This is a genomic window from Streptococcus equinus (assembly GCF_900104225.1).
GTDB lineage: Bacteria > Bacillota > Bacilli > Lactobacillales > Streptococcaceae > Streptococcus > Streptococcus equinus_D.
Genome location: NZ_FNJK01000001.1, coordinates 286,465 through 305,720, shown reverse-complemented (window position 1 = coordinate 305,720; position 19,256 = coordinate 286,465). Strand labels below are relative to the sequence as shown.

15 protein-coding genes are annotated in these 19,256 nt (G+C 36.5%); 6 read left to right on the top strand and 9 right to left on the bottom strand.

Going from position 1 to position 19,256, the window contains the following annotated elements; genetic code table 11:
• Window positions 1-41: 41 nt before the first annotated feature.
• The 6 genes from BLP98_RS01445 to BLP98_RS01420 form a co-directional block, all read right to left on the bottom strand.
• Window positions 42-1,151, bottom strand: coding sequence for an aminotransferase (locus BLP98_RS01445; RefSeq protein ID WP_074481571.1), 1,110 nt, complete (start codon window positions 1,149-1,151; stop codon window positions 42-44).
• An 86-nt stretch (window positions 1,152-1,237) separates the two neighbouring features.
• On the bottom strand, window positions 1,238-2,047 hold the full coding sequence (locus BLP98_RS01440; protein ID WP_074481570.1) for a transporter substrate-binding domain-containing protein: 810 nt from the start codon (window positions 2,045-2,047) through the stop codon (window positions 1,238-1,240).
• Window positions 2,048-2,059: 12 nt separating this feature from the next.
• Complete coding sequence (locus BLP98_RS01435; RefSeq protein ID WP_324609566.1) at window positions 2,060-2,878, bottom strand: transporter substrate-binding domain-containing protein; 819 nt, start codon at window positions 2,876-2,878, stop codon at window positions 2,060-2,062.
• A gap of 158 nt (window positions 2,879-3,036) precedes the next feature.
• Complete coding sequence (gene glgP, locus BLP98_RS01430; RefSeq protein WP_074481568.1) at window positions 3,037-5,301, bottom strand: glycogen/starch/alpha-glucan family phosphorylase; 2,265 nt, start codon at window positions 5,299-5,301, stop codon at window positions 3,037-3,039.
• 21 nt (window positions 5,302-5,322) lie between these two features.
• Window positions 5,323-6,825: a 4-alpha-glucanotransferase gene (malQ, locus tag BLP98_RS01425; RefSeq protein WP_074481567.1), complete on the bottom strand. Its 1,503-nt coding sequence runs from the start codon at window positions 6,823-6,825 to the stop codon at window positions 5,323-5,325.
• A gap of 163 nt (window positions 6,826-6,988) precedes the next feature.
• Window positions 6,989-8,017, bottom strand: coding sequence for a LacI family DNA-binding transcriptional regulator (locus BLP98_RS01420; RefSeq protein WP_074481566.1), 1,029 nt, complete (start codon window positions 8,015-8,017; stop codon window positions 6,989-6,991).
• Window positions 8,018-8,360: 343 nt separating this feature from the next.
• On the opposite strand from BLP98_RS01420, the gene BLP98_RS01415 reads away from it, so the two are divergent.
• From BLP98_RS01415 to BLP98_RS01405, 3 genes are all read left to right on the top strand, one after another.
• The gene (locus BLP98_RS01415) at window positions 8,361-9,620 is read left to right on the top strand and encodes an extracellular solute-binding protein (protein ID WP_074481565.1); all 1,260 of its coding nucleotides are present in this window, start codon (window positions 8,361-8,363) and stop codon (window positions 9,618-9,620) included.
• 129 nt (window positions 9,621-9,749) lie between these two features.
• On the top strand, window positions 9,750-11,117 hold the full coding sequence (locus BLP98_RS01410; RefSeq protein ID WP_039696663.1) for a carbohydrate ABC transporter permease: 1,368 nt from the start codon (window positions 9,750-9,752) through the stop codon (window positions 11,115-11,117).
• The gene (locus BLP98_RS01405) at window positions 11,117-11,953 is read left to right on the top strand and encodes a sugar ABC transporter permease (protein ID WP_013852034.1); all 837 of its coding nucleotides are present in this window, start codon (window positions 11,117-11,119) and stop codon (window positions 11,951-11,953) included. Before BLP98_RS01410 ends, BLP98_RS01405 begins: the two co-directional genes overlap by 1 nt.
• Before the next feature lie 121 nt (window positions 11,954-12,074).
• Here the strand turns inward: BLP98_RS01405 and BLP98_RS01400 are convergent, their stop codons facing one another.
• From BLP98_RS01400 to uvrB, 3 genes are read right to left on the bottom strand one after another with little or no spacing between them, the layout of a single operon-like run.
• Window positions 12,075-12,539, bottom strand: a complete 465-nt coding sequence (locus BLP98_RS01400) for an 8-oxo-dGTP diphosphatase (RefSeq protein ID WP_074481564.1) — start codon at window positions 12,537-12,539, stop codon at window positions 12,075-12,077.
• 59 nt (window positions 12,540-12,598) lie between these two features.
• Window positions 12,599-13,144 carry a hypothetical protein gene (locus BLP98_RS01395; RefSeq protein WP_074481563.1) on the bottom strand — a complete coding sequence of 182 codons (546 nt, stop codon included), beginning with the start codon at window positions 13,142-13,144 and terminating at the stop codon, window positions 12,599-12,601.
• A gap of 9 nt (window positions 13,145-13,153) precedes the next feature.
• Window positions 13,154-15,145, bottom strand: coding sequence for an excinuclease ABC subunit UvrB (gene uvrB, locus BLP98_RS01390; protein ID WP_074481562.1), 1,992 nt, complete (start codon window positions 15,143-15,145; stop codon window positions 13,154-13,156).
• Window positions 15,146-15,335: 190 nt separating this feature from the next.
• On the opposite strand from uvrB, the gene BLP98_RS01385 reads away from it, so the two are divergent.
• The 3 genes from BLP98_RS01385 (at window position 15,336) to rbr (ending at window position 19,076) form a co-directional block, all read left to right on the top strand.
• A complete protein-coding gene (locus BLP98_RS01385) occupies window positions 15,336-17,540 on the top strand; it encodes an ABC transporter substrate-binding protein/permease (RefSeq protein WP_074481561.1) in 2,205 nt (734 codons plus the stop codon).
• The gene (locus tag BLP98_RS01380) at window positions 17,540-18,280 is read left to right on the top strand and encodes an amino acid ABC transporter ATP-binding protein (protein ID WP_074481560.1); all 741 of its coding nucleotides are present in this window, start codon (window positions 17,540-17,542) and stop codon (window positions 18,278-18,280) included. The genes BLP98_RS01385 and BLP98_RS01380 overlap by 1 nt, the downstream gene beginning before the upstream one ends.
• A gap of 259 nt (window positions 18,281-18,539) precedes the next feature.
• Entirely contained in the window at window positions 18,540-19,076 is a 537-nt protein-coding gene (rbr, locus tag BLP98_RS01375) for a rubrerythrin (protein WP_039696657.1), read from the top strand.
• Window positions 19,077-19,256: the final 180 nt, after the last annotated feature.

The following is a 19,256-nucleotide window of genomic DNA, read 5'->3' as shown; positions in this document are numbered from 1 at the left end:
TCCATTTTTGAACGATTAGTCAATGATTTTTGAATAAAAATTCATTCATTTAAACATAAAGATAGTAACTCTAGTCCCTTTTCTAAAGTCTCTTTTTTACATGAATATCCTAATCTAACATATCCTTCTCGCTCAAAACGGTTTCCAGGAACCAATAAGACACCGTAATTTTTGAGCAGAGTCAGGCAAAATTCTTCAATTGGACAATCAACCTCCAATTTGACAAATGAAGTCGGCACTTCTGCTGGTCTTATATAGGAAGCTTTTTTCTCTTTTTTTATCCATTTGTCAAGAATTTCAAGGTTCTGTCTGATGATTTTGCGATTACGCTCTAGAATTACGTCCTTATGTTTCAAAGCTAAGCTAGCAACCATATCGTCAAACACACCCGCACAAATCATGGTATAGTCGCGATAATCACGCAAAATATCAGTTACTTTATCACAAGCGGCCACCCAGCCGACACGAATTCCTGGCAGTGAAAAGGTCTTAGAAAGACTATTTACCGAAATCCCCTTTTCATACAAATCAATAATCGACGAAACTTTTGTGTCCGTAAAAGGACGATAAACCTCATCGGCCAAAATATAAGCTCCGCAAGATCTAGCAATAGCGACTAATTCACACAAATAGTCATCATCCATAACAGCACCCGTCGGGTTATTGGCATTATTAATGCAAATCATTTTGGTATTTGGACGAATCAATTGACGAAGTTCTGCTAAATCTGGTAACCACTTATTTTCTTCACGGACCTGCCATAAATCAACATCTGCTCCCAAAGATTTTGGAATATCATAAAGTTGTTGGTAAGTTGGATACAAAGAAATCACATGATCCCCAGGTTCAATCAAACCATACAAAACCAGCATATTCGCACCCGTGGCACCGTTAGTTTGGAGAATTTGATTTTCAGTCACAGATTCATATAATTGACTGACCGCCTTTTTAAATTCTGGAGCCCCTTCAATCCAGCCATAATTTAATTTTTTAGCAAGTAATTCCTGATAAAAAGACGTTTCAGACTCCCCTGTCAATTCAAATAATTCTTGCAATGTTAGAGCTTCTATTGACACACCTGCAATGTCATACACAGCTTCTCTTTCGTGGCTATTGAGCCATTCTTCAACTCCAAATCGTGGTAATTTCATCGCTTACCTCTTTTGACTTTCTAAGATTATTTTACCATTCGTAAGGAAAAACTGAGAGCAATAACCCTCAGTTTCTTTTCACTTCATTATTCTGATTCAGAACTACTCTGCGTGTAAGTTGAAGCTTTTTCAATCCAAGCATCAAACTCACCTGATTTCTTAGCTTTCTTGATAACTTTATTCACAGAAGCAATTAACTTTTTATCAGTTCCTTTAGCAAAGGCTACAGCATAAGCATCTGTATCAGTTGATTTCAATGGCATATCTGCGATGGCTAAATCAGGATTTTGAGAAATATAGCCCTCAGCAATCGCTTTTTCTAGCACAACTGCCTGAAGTTGATTATTTTTCAATTCATTAATCATTTCACCGTTTGAAGTTAGTGAAACTAGACTTGAACTTGGTAATTGGTCTTTAGCAATGTTTTCTTGAATTGACCCTTTTTGTGCACCAACAGATTTTCCTGCCAAGCTTTCAAGACTTGTATAAGTCGCTAAATCAGCTTTTTTAAGAATCACGACATTTTCTGCTTCATAATAAGCATCTGAGAACTCGTAAGCTTTTTTACGTTCATCTGTCACTGAAATTCCCGCAATAGCGATATCAGCTTTACCAGAAGTCACAGAAGCGAGAACGTTATTGAAGGACATCACTGAAAAATCAGCTTTAACATCCAATTCTTTAGCAATTGCCTTAGCTAGTTCAATATCTGCACCAACCAAGGTATCTTTTCCATCAATTAAAGTTTTAAATTCAAAAGGTGCAAATTCTGATTCCGTCGCGATGACGATTTTACCTTTATTTTGAATACTTTTTTGACTTGTTCCTGACGTTGAACAAGCTGTCATCGTTCCTAATGCTAAAAGTAGAAACAAACCTCCTAAAAACTTCTTCATATCATTTTCTCCTTAGTTACTTGATTCACTAGTTGACAAAGCATATGCTTCTTGAACAAATTGATCAATTTTCCCTGAATCTTTCAAGTCTTTGATAACTTTATTGACCTCTTTAGTCAATTTGTCGTCACCTTTAGGAAGTGCTACAGCATAAGCATCCGCGTCATCATTTTTCAACTTGATATTAGCAATTGTCAAATCATCGTTATTAGCAGCGTAACCTTCTGCAATTGGTTTTTCAAGGACAACTGCTTGGATTTGACCATTTTTCAATTCATTAATCATTTCGCCATTTTGTGTCAAAGCAACAACTTTTGAACCTTTCAATTGTTCAGAAGCCACATTTTCTTGGATAGATCCTTTTTGTGTTCCAACTGACAATCCGTCTAATGAATTTGTTTTTGTATATTTATCAAGATCTGTTTTCTTAATCAATACAACATTTTCAGATTCATAATAAGCTTCTGAGAAATTATAAGCTTTTTTACGTTCAGGCGTTGCTGAAATACCTGAGATAGCCACATCAGCTTTACCTGATTGAAGACTTGCCAAAACATTGTTAAATGACATTGAAGAGAATTTCACTTTAACACCAAGCTCTTCACCGATAGCTTTTGCAATCTCTACATCCGCACCAACAATAGTATCTTTGCCATCAACTAAAGTTTTAAATTCAAAAGGAGCGAATTCTGGATTCATAGCAACGACAAGAGTTCCTTTATCTTTAATATCTGAAACTGATGTATCTTTTTGATTTCCTGAGCCACAAGCTGTCAATAGAAAAGCTGAAGCAACAAGAGCTAACCCACCAAACATTTTACTTACTTTCATAGTCATTTTCTCTTTTCTTTTTGATATGTATACATTTTATTTAATATTTATACATTTGTCAACCCTATTTTTATAAAAATTCATTATTTTTGTATTTTTCTGTATATACATAAAAAAGGCGAGGTTGCTTTAACAACCTCGCTTATTTAAACTATTGTTTATTTGCTGTGCCAGATTTCATCGTTATATTGTTCGATTGTACGGTCTGATGAGAAGAAACCAGCCTTAGCAATATTTTTGATAACTTTAGTCATCCAAGATTTTTGATCTTCGTAATCAGCAAGCATTTGTTCTTTAACAGCAATGTATTCTTTAAGGTCAATCAATGTCATGAACCAGTCTTTGTTAATCAATTCATTATAGAGACGTTCAAGACGTTCAGCATTACCATGTTTAACCAATTCATCACTAACGATAAAATCAACTGCTTCTTTAATTACTGGATCATTTTCATAATAATCAGTTGAAACATAACCTTGAGTAGCATAAAGATCAATGATAGTATCTGAATCTTTACCGAATGTATAAATATTATCCATACCAGCAAGTTCTGCAATTTCAACGTTAGCACCATCCATTGTACCAAGAGTCAAAGCTCCGTTTAACATAAATTTCATATTACCAGTACCTGAAGCTTCTTTAGAAGCAAGAGAAATTTGTTCAGAAATATCTGTTGCAGGAATCAAGTGTTCAGCCACTGTAACATTATAGTTTTCTACCAAGTGAACATTCAAATATTTATTAACTTCTGGATCATTGTTAATCAATTCTGACAAACAAAGAATCAAATGAATAACATCTTGAGCAATAATGTATGCTGGTGCCGCTTTACCACCAAAGATAACAGTAATCTTACGTTCAGGCAAGTTACCACGTTTGATTTCAAGGTATTTATGAATGACATAAAGAGCATTCATTTGTTGACGTTTATACTCGTGGAATCGTTTGATTTGTGTATCAATGATTGAGTTTTCATCAAGGTCAATACCTTTATTATCTTTAAGGTAACGTTTAAGTGCAAGTTTATTATTGTGTTTGATTTCAGCTAATTTAGTATGAACAGCTTCGTCATCAGCAAATGCTAACAATTTTTCAAGTTTAGTTGCATCAGTAAGGTATTCATCACCAATAAGTTCTTTAAGGTAATCTGCTAAATCTTGGTTGGCAAATTCAAGCCAGCGACGGAATGTGATACCATTTGTTTTGTTGTTGAATTTTTCAGGGTAAATATCATAGAATGGTTTCAATTCACTGTTTTTAAGGATTTCAGTGTGAAGTGCTGCTACCCCATTTACAGAAGTTGAGAAATGAATATCCATGTGAGCCATGTGAACACGACCAGATTCATCAATAATTTGAACGGCTGGGTCAGAGTATTCACTAGCTACAAGTTTATTCAATTTTTCAATGATTGTTACCAAGTGAGGGACAACTTCATTGAGGTAATCAAGAGGCCATTTTTCAAGTGCTTCTGCCAAGATTGTGTGGTTAGTGTAACCAACCATGCTTTTCACGATTGAAACTGCTTCTTCAAATTCAAGACCATGTTTTTCAGTCAAAAGACGAATCAACTCAGGAATAACCATTGATGGGTGAGTATCATTGATTTGAACATAAGCATAGTCAGCTAAGTCATGCAAGTTTGAACCGCGTTCAAGTGCTTCATCAATCAACAATTGTGCAGCATTTGATACCATGAAGTATTGTTGATAGATACGAAGCAATTCACCATTACGGTCTGAATCATCTGGGTAAAGGAAGAGTGTCAAGTTCTTCTTGATTTCAGTCTTATCAAATGAAATACCATCGTGAATCAAACCGTAGTCAAGTCCGTCAATATCAAACAAGTTCAAGTAGTTTTTAGTATCACGTTTGTAACCAAGAACATCAATACGGTCAAGACGAGATTTAAGTGTAAAATCTTTAAATGGAACATCGTAGCTGATGTCAGTTGGTACAAGCCATGAATCTTTTTCAATCCAGTAGTTAGCTTCTGCTTCTTGTTGGTTATCAACGAAGACTTGTTTGAATAGACCACAGTGGTAGTTAAGACCTACACCTTCACCGTTGATGCCAAGTGTTGACATTGAATCGATGAAACATGATGCCAAACGACCAAGACCACCATTACCAAGTGATGGTTCAAGTTCGACATCTTCTACTTCTGCGATTGATTTACCTGCTGCAGCTAGTTCAGCTTTAACATCTTTATAGATACCAAGGTTAATCAAGTTATTTGACAAAAGTTTACCAATAAGAAATTCAGCAGAAATGTAGTAAACTTTGCGTTTAGCTGTATTTTTTGGTTTTTCGGCAGCTAATTCTTTAACGTAGTGCAAAAGCGCTACATAGATATCTTCATTGCTCAATTCAGCAAGTTTTTGGCCTTTTGAAGTTACGTAATCTGTAAATTTAGTTGTCATTATAATATCCCTTTTTCTTTTTTATTTAAATGTATTTTTGCGGCAATATAGTGCTGTAATGTCTTTCAAGAATGCTTTGCGTTCATCTGTCAAATCTTCTTTTAACATACGCCATTGCCAGTTGCCACCAACAGTATTTGGAATGTTCATGCGAGACTCAGCTGGTTTGTCTAGAATGTCTTGCATAGTCGCAATTGCAATATCACTAACCGTTGCAAACAAGGTACGAAGCATTGTTTGTGTGATTGGTTCACCTTCATGACGATGTGTATAAGCATCAACAAATGCTTTTTGTTCATCAGTCAAGTTATCGTACCAACCATTGACCACTTCATTATCATGTGTGCCGTTGTAAGCAACACTATTTTTATTGCAGTTATGCGGAGCATCGATACTCTTACCTTCGGTATCATAGAAACCAAATTCAAGAATCTTCATACCTGGGAAAGCAGTGTCAGTTAACAATTGCTCAGCTTTGGCATCAATATAACCGAGGTTTTCTGCAATAATAGGAAGTTCGCCAAGCTCGTCACGTACGACATCAAACAAAGCGCGTCCTGGACCAGGTTGCCAGCTACCATCATTTGCAGTTTCGTAATCGCCACGAATTTCCCAATAATCTGAGAAACCTTTAAAGTGGTCAATACGAAGAAGATCATAAAGTTTGATACCTTCTTTAATACGGTAAACCCACCAGGCATAATTTGTTTTCTTGTGGTTTTCCCAATCATAAATTGGATTTCCCCAAAGTTGACCATCATCACTAAATGAATCAGCAGGGACACCAGCAATGCAAAGTGGATTCTTTTCAGCGTCTACTTTGAACAGTTCAGGCATTGTCCAAACTTCAACACTGTCAGCTGAGACGTAGATTGGCATGTCACCAATGATTTTAATACCATTTTTATTAGTGTAAGCTTTAAGTTCAGCCCATTGTTGGTAAAAGAAATATTGAGTGACTTTATGGTAAGTAATAACGTCTTTTAATTTTTCACGATAAGTTTCAAGAGCTGCTTCTTCACGGCGAACAACTGCTTTATCATCCCATTCTTGCAAAGCTTTATTTCCAAAGAACTCTTTGATTGCCATGAATTCAGCATAATCTTTCACCCATGTCGCTTCTTTTTCGAATTCTGCTAGAGCTTTTTGGTTATCAGAATTTTGCATAAATTCTGCAACTGCTTTCTCCAAAATTGGACGTCGTGCTTCGAAGATACGAGCATAATCTACGTTTTCTAAATCATCTCCGAAGTTAACTGTTTCAAAATCTTCTTTTGCCAAGTAACCTTGTTTACAAAGTAATTCTAAGTCAATTAAATGTGTGTTCCCAGCTGTTGCTGAGAATGATTGATAAGGGGAGTCACCATAACTAGTCGTTGTTAATGGTAGGATTTGCCAATATGTTTGGTCAGTTTCAACCAAGAAATCAACAAAGTTATAAGCTTCTTGACCAAATGTTCCCACCCCTTGTTTGCCGGGTAATGATGTGATATGCATCAGTACACCACTTGCACGTTTTTCCATATGTTTTCTCCTTTATCAACGATCTTTACATTGCAAATTATAACGCAAGCGTTTGCGTAAGTCAATCATTTTTTGCAAAAAATATAAAAAAACACCTCAACTGCTAAAACTAATAGCAATTAAGGCGTTTATTTTCATTTATAAAAACCGCTGGAATGGGAATTTATTTGTCTTCAACATGCAATTGACGGACACTTTCACGCTCTCTCAAGGTAAAAGGAACAATGATTTTTTCGGTAATCGCCGTTTCAGGAGATTTAATCAATTCGACCAATCGTCTGAAACTAGTTCGGCCTAAATTAGCAACATTAATATCAAAAGTTGTCATATATGGGTGAATCAATGTTGAATAGGCTGAGTTATTGAAAGTGATAATTGAAATATCATCAGGAACCTTCAATTGATAGTAAGATAAGAATTGTGCCAAGCGAACTGAGATTGTGTCAGCAATCACAATCAGAGCCGTTGCTTTACTTGATTCAATTTTTTCAATTAATGCTTCCAGAATCATTGGATCTCTTCGATCGAACAAAAGTGCTTTATCGCTTGTCAGACCAAGCTTTTCCATGCCTCGGAGGTAACCAAAATAACGTTCTGATGACACTTCAGATTTTAAATCATCCGTAACAAATAGAATCTCACGATGTCCTTTCTGATAAAGATATTCAACTGCTTTTTTACCCATCAATTGGTTATCATTATCTATATAAGTAATATCATTTTCGAAACCTTCGGGAGCACCGACAATCACAAAAGGTACATTATTATCCATTAAATACTTACGAACTGGATCTTCTGGATCAGAGTATAAGATAATAAATCCGTCTACACGTTTTTGGCGATACATTAATTTTACTTGTTCTTCTAATTCATCAACTGTCATACCAGTTGCAATAGATACTGTAAAATCATTTAATTTCGCTTCGCTAGTTATAGTAGAAAGAATTTGCATAAAGAATGGTTCGTTTAAACGATCTGGTGTGATTAACGGTGGAAAAATCAAACCAACATTATACGTTAGCCCACTGGCTAACATTTGGGCAGCTACATTAGGAACATAACCTAACTCTGCCATCGCTTTCCGAACTTTGTCTTTTGTTTTCTGAGAAATGGATTTATTATCCTTCAAAACACGGCTAACCGTCGAAGGATTGACGCCAGCTTTAGCCGCTACATCTTTAATTGTAACCATCTAAGTCTCCTTTGCATCTTACATTTTATAATAGATTTACTGTACTGACAAGGTTTTAGAGGTAAAAACTCTTATTTTTATCCCCTATTATACATAAATAAGATATTTCTGCAATTGTTTGCCCTATTTTGTGATATTTTTTAGAAAAATATTGTTTTTTCAAGCTATTTTATAGTAAAAACTGACCAATATATATCAGATTAACGCACTTATTATCACTTTCTTTGTTTGACCTTTCAAGTTTTTTAAACTTTTTTACAAAAAACGCTTGACATTAACTGCAAACGGTTGCATAATATAAATGTAAATAATATTACTAATCTTTCTCTAGGAGGGGAAACTCATGAAGAAGAACACATGGAAAAAAATGGTCCTTGCTGGTGCAGGTTTAACACTTGCTGGAAGCGTTTTAGTTGCTTGCTCAAATAACTCATCAACTAAATCATCTTCTGCCTCTGACAGCAAGACAATCAAACTTTGGGTACCAACTGGTGCTAAAAAATCTTACACTGCTATTGTTAAAGATTTCGAAAAAGAATCTGGTTACACAGTTAAGATGGTTGAATCAAACGATTCAAAAGCTCAAGAAAACGTTAAGAAAGACCCACAAAAAGCTGCTGATGTCTTCTCACTTCCACATGACCAACTTGGTCAATTAGTTGAATCAGGTGTTATCCAAGAAGTTCCTGAAGATTATGCCAAAGAAATTGCTACTAACGATACTGATCAAGCAGTAGCTGGTGCAAAATACAATGGTAAAACTTACGCTTTCCCATTTGGTATCGAGTCACAAGTTCTCTTCTATAACAAATCAAAACTTTCAGCTGACGATGTTGCTAACTACGAAACAATCACAAGCAAAGCAACATTCGGTGCAACATTTAAAGCAATGAACGCTTACGCAACTGCTCCACTCTTTATGTCAGTCGGTGATACACTATTTGGTGAAGATGGCGAAACAGTTGATGGCACTAACTGGGGTAACGATGCTGGTGTATCAGTTCTTCAATGGATTGCTGATCAAAAATCAAACAAAGGTTTCGTTAACTTGACTGCTGAAAATGCAATGTCTAAATTCGGTGACGGAAGCGTTGCTTCACTTGAATCAGGCCCTTGGGATCTTAAAGCTGCACAAGACGCTGTTGGTAAAGATAATCTTGGTATCGCTGTTTATCCAAAAATCTCAATCGGCGGTAACGAAGTACAACAAAAAGCTTTCCTTGGTGTGAAACTCTTTGCTGTTAACCAAGCTCCTGCAGGTTCAGATACAAAACGTATCGCTGCTTCTTACAAACTTGCTTCTATGCTTACTAGCGCAGAAAGCCAAGAAAACCAATTTACTTACGAAGGTCGTAACATTATTCCTGCTAACAAAGAAGTTCAATCATCAGATAAAGTTCAATCAGATGAATTGGCTCAAGCAGTTATCAAGATGGCTTCATCATCAGACTACACAGTTGTAACACCTAAACTTAGTCAAATGACTACATTCTGGACTGAAAGTGCTGCACTTCTCAGCGATGTCTACAATGGTAAAATTCAAAGTGGTGACTACCTCGCTAAATTGCAACAATTTGACAAAGATTTAGCTAACGCTAAGTAAGATGTTCTGAAGTGGGGAGTTACATCCCCACTTTATTTTTAGGGAAACTCTTGTCGGAGTTATTGCTAAGAACTTTAAGATTAAATTTTTAGCAGTGACTTCCAACAAGATTAATAAAAGGAGTTTTGTATGACTAATTCACACTATTTTGACAGTGTATCAGTTACAGAGGCTTTTAAAAAAGGGAAATTTGATACCAAACTGTCATTTCTGATTATGGGATTTTCAAATCTTTACCATAAACAGATTATTAAAGGTTGTTTGTTTTTACTATCAGAGATTCTTTTCTTAATCACTTTCTTCTCTCAGATTATTCCAAACTTGCAAGGATTAATCACTCTGGGAACACACCAACAAGGTCTTGTTGAACAAACCGTCAATGGGATTAAGATGAAAGTTGCTGTTGATGGCGATAACTCTATGTTAATGCTTATCTTCGGTCTTGCTTCTCTTATCTTCTGCCTTGTCTTTGCTTACATTTATTGGTGTAACCTTAAGAGTGCTAGAAATCTTTATGTCATCGATAAAGAAGGTTTGAAAGTTCCTACCTTTAAAGAAGACTTTGAAACTTTGGCAAACGGTCGTTTCCACATGACTTTGATGGCAGTTCCAATGATTGGGGTACTTCTCTTCACTATCTTGCCATTGGTTTATATGATTTGTTTGGCCTTCACAAGTTATGACCACAATCACCTACCACCGAAAAGTTTGTTTGACTGGGTTGGTTTTGCTAACTTCGGTAACATCTTTAACGGTCGTATGGCGGGAACATTCTTCCCAGTTCTTTCTTGGACTTTGATTTGGGCAGTATTTGCAACTGTGACAAACTTCTTCTTTGGTATTGTCTTAGCACTTATTATCAATACTAAAGGTTTGAAATTGAAAAAAATGTGGCGTACAATCTTCGTTATCACTATCGCCGTGCCACAATTCATTTCACTTCTTATCATGAGAAACTTGCTCAGTGATGCTGGTCCAGTCAATGCATTCCTTGAAAAAATCGGACTTATCTCTGCTGCAAACCCATTGCCTTTCTTGTCAGATCCACTTTGGGCTAAATTCTCAATCATCATCGTTAACATGTGGGTAGGTATTCCTGTCACAATGCTTGTCGCTTCAGGTATTATCATGAACCTCCCACAAGAACAAATTGAAGCCGCTGAAATCGATGGTGCCAATAAATTCCAAATCTTTAAATCAATCACATTCCCTCAAATCTTACTTGTGATGATGCCAAACTTGATTCAACAATTTATCGGTAACATCAACAACTTCAACGTTATCTACCTTCTTACTGGTGGTGGTCCTACTAACTCTAACTTCTACCAAGCTGGTAGCACAGACTTGCTTGTTACTTGGCTCTACAACTTAACTGTTACTGCAGCTGACTACAACCTTGCTTCTGTTATCGGTATTCTCATCTTTGTTCTTTCTGCTGTATTTAGTCTCTTGGCTTACACAAGAACAAGTTCTTACAAGGAAGGGGTTGCTAAATAATGAAAAACAAAAAACGATTAACACTGACTTTTGTCTATATTTTATTGATTGTTTTATCAATCATCTGGCTCTTTCCAATCGTTTGGGTTGTTCTTACTAGCTTCCGTGGCGAAGGAACAGCATACGTTAACTACTTCATTCCAAAAACTTGGACGCTAGATAATTACATTAAACTATTTACTTCTGATGCCTTTCCATTTGGGCAATGGTTCTTGAATACATTATTCGTCGCTTCTGCTACTTGTGTGATTTCAACATTCATCACCGTTGCTATGGCATACTCACTTAGTCGTATCAAATTCAAACACCGCAATGGTTTCTTGAAATTAGCACTTGTGCTTAATATGTTCCCTGGTTTCATGAGTATGATTGCCGTTTACTACATCTTAAAAGCATTCAACCTTGACCAAACATTGCTAGCACTTATCCTAGTTTACTCTGCTGGTGCAGCACTCGGATTCTACATTGCTAAAGGATTCTTTGATACAATTCCTTACTCACTTGATGAATCTGCTATGATTGATGGAGCTACTCGCGCTGACATTTTCTTTAAAATCACTCTCCCACTTTCAAAACCAATCATTGTCTACACAGCGCTTATGGCTTTCATCGGTCCTTGGATTGATTTCATCTTCGCTAAGGTTATCCTAGGTGATGCGACAAGTAAATACACTGTTGCCATTGGTCTATTCTCAATGTTGCAACAAGATACTATTAATGACTGGTTCATGTCATTCACTGCTGGTTCAGTTCTTATCGCTGTCCCAATCACATTGCTCTTCATGTTTATGCAAAAATACTACGTTGAAGGCATTACTGGTGGTTCAGTTAAATAAGAAGAAGTTCAATCACTTCTCCCCTTCTATTATTAATTATCAAAAAAAGCTTGGAACAATTGTTCCAAGCTTTTTGATTGTTTAAAATCTGGTTATTTAATAGGAAGAAAACTTATTACTCTTACCAAAATTCACGTAAGAAATCGTCTTTTAAGCGTTCACGATAAAAAAGTTCATTAAGATTTTCTTCCTCAAAAACTCGAAGTAAATTTAACATATCATAAGCCAAATCCAAGTTAGGTAAATCCTTACGTGGCACCCACTTAATCTCTCCCTCATCAGTAGAATGAATGTCACCTTCAAACTCAGACGTTCGGTACAAGAAAACAAGATAGCGTTCATCTTCTTTTGTATACCAATGTTTCATACCGACTAACTGAGGGTTCTTAATGACTAAGCCAGTTTCTTCTTTGACTTCACGGATAACCGACTCAACTAGCCCTTCATGAGCTTCAATATGCCCTCCTGGAAGAGCATATCCTGACCATGAATAACGTTTTGGGTCACGAATTTGCATAACGACATTTCCTTGACCGTCTTCAATCAAACACATATTGGTTAAAATCACACGTTGTGCACGAGACATTTTACACTCCTTTAACTAATTGTCTAAATTTTTTCAACAAATAAATAATGAATAAGAAATTAAATTTTAAACCCTCTGTTTAATCTAAGTTCATCTACAATTTTATTATTCGCTCTCTTATATTTCTCCATATTAGAAGAATAATCAGTTATTCTCATTTCAAACCATGAGTTAGGACTAACTACAATCCCCGTTACGTCATATTTTATTTGTGTAGCAAGTAGTACATACATTGAAGATATTCTATAAATATCATCTGGATTTCCACCTTGATTAACTCTATCATAATTCTCTTTTTGCATTAAAGCAAAAATTTTTATAGCATTAATAGAACCATAAGAGTAAATAGTATTCATAAGTTTTTTAAAAGTTTTCTGATTTTCTTTTGCTTTTTGTGAATCTTTTTTAAAGTGACTTGATTCCATTAAATCATCAAAAAGCTCTAAAATATCATATGGAACAGTTGACATTTTTTCAAGAGCAAGACTATCTCTACTTTTTCTTAACTCATTTTTAAAACTCTTCATTAAAGACCTATAAGTAACAATAAATCCTATAACTGATACTAGGCTGGTTATTAGCGTTGTTATAATTTCTTTAATCACAAAACTCTCCTAATCCATAGCTTTCAATTCTAATACCATATCACGCAGTTGAGCAGCTAGCTCGAAATCAAGCATTTCAGCAGCTTCATGCATTTGTTTTTGCAATTTCTTAATAGCATCTTTGCGCTCTGCCTTGTTCATACTTGAGTAATCTGGCGTATCCTCAGCCACTTCAGTATCTGTCGCTTTAGAAATAGAAATCAAATCGCGAATTTCTTTCTTAATGGTTTGCGGTACAATACCATGTTCTTCGTTGTAACGCATTTGAATCTTACGACGGCGCGCTGTTTCATCCATGGCTTTTTGCATTGATTCGGTAATCTTATCTGCGTACATGATAACATGACCCTCGCTATTTCGCGCAGCACGACCAATGGTTTGAATCAGACCACGTTCATTACGGAGGAATCCTTCTTTATCTGCATCAAGAATAGCGACCAAGCTAACCTCTGGCACGTCAATCCCTTCACGTAACAAGTTAATACCAATCAAGACATCAAAAACACCCAGACGCAAATCTCGAATAATTTCCGTACGCTCTAAAGTTTTAATATCTGAGTGCATGTATTTGACTTTGACACCCATTTCTTTGAGATAATCCGTCAAATCTTCTGCCATTTTCTTAGTCAATGTCGTGATAAAGGTACGCTCACCTTTTTCAACACGAGCGTTGATTTCACCAAGAAGGTCATCCATTTGACCCATGGTTGGACGAACTTCAACTTCAGGATCAAGAAGTCCAGTTGGACGAATAATTTGTTCAACAATTGTATCTGTTTGTTCGAGTTCATAATCACCTGGTGTCGCTGACACATAAACAATCTGATGAACATGACTTTCAAACTCTTCACGACGAAGCGGACGGTTATCAAGTGCACTTGGCAAACGGAAACCATAATTCACCAACATTTCCTTACGTGAACGGTCACCATTGTACATTCCTTTGATTTGTCCCATAGTCATGTGGCTTTCATCAACCATAATCAAAAAATCTTCTGGAAAGAAATCAAGTAATGTATATGGCGGTTCACCTTCAGCACGGCCATCCATGTGACGTGAGTAATTTTCGACACCGTTTGTGTATCCCATTTCACGGAGCATTTCAACATCATACTCAGTTCTTTGACGAATACGCTGTGCTTCAATGAGCTTACCTTCAGCCTCGAACTGCTTAACTTGTTCTTCCATTTCTTCCAAAATGTTTTTAATAGCATGTTCCAAATGTTCTTCATTTGTCATAAAGTGAGTGGCAGGGAAAATCGCCAAATGTTCGACTTCGCCAAGAACTTTACCTGTCAAACTTTCAATTTCTCGGATACGATCAATTTCATCACCGAAAAATTCTACTCGAAAGGCATGTTCATCACGGCTCGCTGGGAAAATTTCCACGACATCACCGCGTACACGAAAACGACCACGTTGAAAATCAATATCATTTCGTTCAAATTGAATGTCAACAAGGTCATTTAATAATTGGTCACGTGAGATTTCCTGACCTGGACGAAGACTTACAACACTATCAGCATATTCTTTTGGTGAACCCAAACCATAAATACACGATACAGAGGCTACAACAATAACGTCGTTACGCTCTAACAAAGCTGATGTTGCTGAGTGACGTAGCTTATCAATCTCGTCATTGACTGAGCTATCTTTTTCAATATAAGTGTCACTTGATGGCACATAAGCTTCTGGCTGATAGTAATCATAATAAGAAACAAAATACTCAACAGCGTTATCAGGGAAAAATTCTTTAAACTCCCCATACAACTGTCCTGCCAAGGTTTTATTATGGGCAATAACAAGCGTTGGTTTATTTACTCTCGCAATAACCTGACTCATGGTATAGGTCTTACCAGTACCTGTAGCACCAAGGAGAATTTGAGCTTTTTCCCCACCTTCAATATTATCAACTAAAGTCTCAATCGCTTGTGGTTGATCACCAGAAGGTTCGTATTTAGAGACTAGTTTAAACTTATTATCTTCTATTCTATCTATCATAACATTCCTCAAACTGTCTTTTTAATACCTTCATTTTATCATAAATAGGGGTAAATTACCCCCGTTTGAGATTGAATAAGAATCCTCTTTATTTTCCATGTTAGGTTTTCTAACATGAAGCAAAAACTAAAGTTGCCTAACTGTCTGAATTTTGATATAATTAATGAAATCAATTCAAAAGGAGACTTACATGAAGCACAAATTGAAAGCTATTATGCTAGCAATGATTTCTGCAATCTTTGTGTTTGGTGTTAATGCCAAAGCTGATACGATTAGTATTGTATCTGACACAGCATACGCACCATTCGAATTTAAAGATTCAGATCAAACTTATAAAGGTATTGACGTTGACATTATTAATGAAGTCGCAAACCGAGAGGGTTGGGATATCGATATGACATTCCCTGGTTTCGATGCTGCTGTTAATGCTGTTCAAGCTGGTCAAGCCGATGCCCTTATGGCTGGTACAACAGTTACAGAGGCTCGTAAAAAAGTCTTCACATTCTCAGATACTTATTACGATACCGCTGTTGTTGTCTACACTCGTAGCGATGCTAAAGTGTCTAACTATAAACAACTTTCAGGTAAAACTGTTGGTGTTAAAAACGGTACTGCTGCTCAAGCATTCCTAAAAGAAAACCAAAAGAAATACGGTTATAAAATCAAAACATTTGATACGAGTGACTTGATGAACAATAGCCTAGATGCTGGTTCAGTTTACGCTGCTATGGATGACCAACCTGTTGTCCAATACGCAATCAGTCAAGGTAAAAACTACGCTATCAATATTGATGGTGAAAAAGTCGGAAGTTTTGCATTTGCTGTTAAAAAAGGAAGCAAATACGAATACCTCATCAAAGAATTCAACGAAGCATTTGCTGAAATGAAGAAAGATGGTACTTATGATGCCATCATGGCAAAATGGCTTGGTGATTCTGAAAAATCTGATGACAAATCAAGTGTTGTTGCATCAAGCAGCCTAAAATTAACAGGTGACGCTTCTGCAAAAGCAACTCCAGTCAAATCAAGCTATAAAATCGTCATGGACTCTTCATTTGCCCCATTTGAATACCAAAATGACTCAGGTAAATATGAAGGAATCGACGTTGACTTAATTAAAGCTATCGCAAAACAACAAGGTTTCAACATTGAAATCTCAAACCCAGGTTTTGACGCAGCGCTTAACGCTGTACAAGCTGGTCAAGCTGATGGTGTTATGGCTGGTATGTCAATCACTGATGCCCGTAAAGAAATCTTTGATTTCTCAGATGCTTACTACACTTCAAACATCTTGCTTGCTGTTAAAAAAGGAAGCTCAGTAAAATCATACGATGACTTAAGTGGTAAAACTGTTGGTGCCAAAAATGGTACATCATCTTACACATGGTTGTCAGAACACGCTGCTCAATACGGCTACACACTTCGTGCCTTTGACGAAGCATCTACAATGTATGACAGTTTGAACTCTGGTTCAATCGACGCTCTCATGGATGATGAAGCTGTCCTTCGCTATGCTATCAAACAAGGTCGTAACTTTGATACACCAATCGACGGTGAAAAATCTGGTGAATACGGATTTGCCGTAAACAAAGGTGCTAACCCAGAATTGCTTGAAATGTTCAACAACGGTCTTGCTGCACTTGTTAAATCAGGTGAATACGATAAAATCGTAAATAAATACCTTGGTTCAGATGATAAGAAAAAAGCTACTTCTTCAACTGTTGATGAAACAACAATTTTGGGACTTATCAAAAACAACTACTCACAATTGCTTTCAGGTCTTGGAACAACTCTTAGCTTGACATTGATTTCATTTGCAATTGCTATGGTTATTGGTATCATCTTTGGTATGATGGCTGTCGCACCAAACAAAGTTCTTCGCACTATCTCTGCAATCTTTGTTGATGTCATCCGTGGTATTCCATTGATGATTGTAGCAGCCTTCATCTTCTGGGGAATTCCAAACCTCATCGAATCACTTACTGGCAAACAAAGCCCAATCAATGATTTCCTTGCTGCAACAATTGCTCTTTCATTGAATGCTGGTGCTTATATTGCTGAAATTGTTCGTGGTGGTATTGAAGCCGTTCCTAAAGGACAAATGGAAGCTAGCCGAAGCCTAGGTATTTCATACAGTAAGACAATGAAAAAAGTCATCTTACCACAAGCAGTTCGTGTTATGTTGCCAAACTTCATCAACCAGTTCGTTATTTCATTGAAAGATACTACTATCGTATCAGCAATTGGTCTTATCGAACTCTTCCAAACAGGTAAAATCATCATTGCACGTAACTACCAATCATTCCGTATGTACGCTATCTTAGCAATCATCTACCTTGTAATGATCACCCTTTTAACTCGTTTAGCAAAACGTTTAGAAAAGAGGCTTAAATAATGGCAGAATTAAAAATTGATGTTCAAGATTTGCACAAATCTTATGGAGATAATGAAGTCTTAAAAGGAATCACAACCCAATTCCACGAAGGTGATGTTGTATGTATCATCGGACCTTCTGGTTCAGGAAAATCAACATTCCTTCGTACCCTAAACCTACTTGAAACAATCACTAGTGGTAAAGTTGTCGTTGATGGTTTTGAACTTTCTGACCCAAACACTGATGTCGATAAAGTTCGTGAAAACATTGGTATGGTATTCCAACACTTCAACCTCTTCCCACATATGACTGTTCTCGAAAACATCACTTTCGCACCAATCGAACTTGGAAAAGAATCTAAAGAAGAAGCTGAAAAACATGCTATGGAACTTCTTGAAAAAGTTGGTCTAGCTGACAAACGTGATGCTAAACCAGATAGCTTATCAGGTGGTCAAAAACAACGTGTGGCTATCGCTCGAAGCTTGGCAATGAATCCAGATATCATGCTCTTTGACGAACCTACTTCTGCACTTGACCCTGAAATGGTTGGTGACGTTCTTGGTGTTATGAAAGACTTGGCTGAACAAGGCATGACCATGTTAATCGTTACCCACGAAATGGGATTTGCTCGTAAAGTTGCCAACCGTGTAATCTTCACTGACGGAGGACAATTTATTGAAGATGGAACTCCAGAACAAATCTTTGATAACCCACAACACCCGCGTCTAAAAGACTTCTTGAACAAAGTATTGAACGTCTAGTAACACAAAAGAAGCTGACTGAGTCAGCTTCTTTTTTAATGCTTTAATTTTTTTCGTTAGCGCTGTCAAAATTTTGACTTTCACTTATGCTTTTGTTAGACTTAAGTTAAGTTATTTAGACAAACTACAAGTACTTTTATAATACGAAAAAGGGTATATCATAAGTAAGGTAGAATCACCTATTCGTAGCAAATCCAAATGACTTTCATGTGTGATATTCAGTAGTTAACTACTGGTTAATATAAGGAGGATTTTTGATATGTCTAAGTATGCTGGTACTCAAACCGAAAAGAATTTGCAAGCTGCATTTGCAGGTGAATCTCAAGCACGCAACAAGTACACTTTTTTTGCTTCAAGAGCCAAAAAAGATGGATTTGAACAAATCGCAGAACTTTTCTTGAAGACTGCTGACAACGAAAAAGAACACGCCAAAATGTGGTATAAAGAACTCTTTGGCATTGGTGATACTGCTGAAAACTTGGAAACTGCTGCAGATGGTGAAAACTACGAATGGACGGATATGTATGTTGAATTCGCCAAAACCGCCGAAAAAGAAGGATTCCCTCAACTTGCTAAAAAATTCCTCATGGTCGCTGAAATCGAAAAGCACCACGAAGAACGCTATCGTGCTCTTCTCAAAAATGTCGAAACTGCTAAAGTCTTTGAAAAGAGCGAAGTTAAAATTTGGGAATGTCGTAACTGCGGTCATATTATTGTTGGAACAAAAGCACCAAAAGTTTGTCCGGTATGTGCTCACGCTCAATCTTATTTCGAAGTTCGTGCTGAAAACTATTAATAAAATCACCTCCCAGCTAATTTTTACTGGGAGGTTTACCATATTCTTTGACAATAACCTAATTTTTTTGCTAAAATGAAGGCAAATCAAGTAGGAGGATTTTGAACGATGAACAACTAAGAACAAAATGTATTGATATGCCATATCAGGTTTTGTTTTTAGTGCAGTCTTTCATTCTCT

What these genes read in the sequence shown, in the direction of transcription:
- glgP (WP_074481568.1), bottom strand. Translation starts at nt 5,301, where the DNA reads ATGACAACTAAATTTACAGATTACGTAACTTCAAAAGGCCAAAAACTT.
- BLP98_RS01410 (WP_039696663.1), top strand. Translation starts at nt 9,750, where the DNA reads ATGACTAATTCACACTATTTTGACAGTGTATCAGTTACAGAGGCTTTT.
- rbr (WP_039696657.1), top strand. Translation starts at nt 18,540, where the DNA reads ATGTCTAAGTATGCTGGTACTCAAACCGAAAAGAATTTGCAAGCTGCA.
- BLP98_RS01380 (WP_074481560.1), top strand. Translation starts at nt 17,540, where the DNA reads ATGGCAGAATTAAAAATTGATGTTCAAGATTTGCACAAATCTTATGGA.
- BLP98_RS01415 (WP_074481565.1), top strand. Translation starts at nt 8,361, where the DNA reads ATGAAGAAGAACACATGGAAAAAAATGGTCCTTGCTGGTGCAGGTTTA.
- BLP98_RS01440 (WP_074481570.1), bottom strand. Translation starts at nt 2,047, where the DNA reads ATGAAGAAGTTTTTAGGAGGTTTGTTTCTACTTTTAGCATTAGGAACG.
- BLP98_RS01420 (WP_074481566.1), bottom strand. Translation starts at nt 8,017, where the DNA reads ATGGTTACAATTAAAGATGTAGCGGCTAAAGCTGGCGTCAATCCTTCG.
- uvrB (WP_074481562.1), bottom strand. Translation starts at nt 15,145, where the DNA reads ATGATAGATAGAATAGAAGATAATAAGTTTAAACTAGTCTCTAAATAC.
- malQ (WP_074481567.1), bottom strand. Translation starts at nt 6,825, where the DNA reads ATGGAAAAACGTGCAAGTGGTGTACTGATGCATATCACATCATTACCC.
- BLP98_RS01445 (WP_074481571.1), bottom strand. Translation starts at nt 1,151, where the DNA reads ATGAAATTACCACGATTTGGAGTTGAAGAATGGCTCAATAGCCACGAA.
- BLP98_RS01385 (WP_074481561.1), top strand. Translation starts at nt 15,336, where the DNA reads ATGAAGCACAAATTGAAAGCTATTATGCTAGCAATGATTTCTGCAATC.
- BLP98_RS01405 (WP_013852034.1), top strand. Translation starts at nt 11,117, where the DNA reads ATGAAAAACAAAAAACGATTAACACTGACTTTTGTCTATATTTTATTG.
- BLP98_RS01435 (WP_324609566.1), bottom strand. Translation starts at nt 2,878, where the DNA reads ATGAAAGTAAGTAAAATGTTTGGTGGGTTAGCTCTTGTTGCTTCAGCT.
- BLP98_RS01400 (WP_074481564.1), bottom strand. Translation starts at nt 12,539, where the DNA reads ATGTCTCGTGCACAACGTGTGATTTTAACCAATATGTGTTTGATTGAA.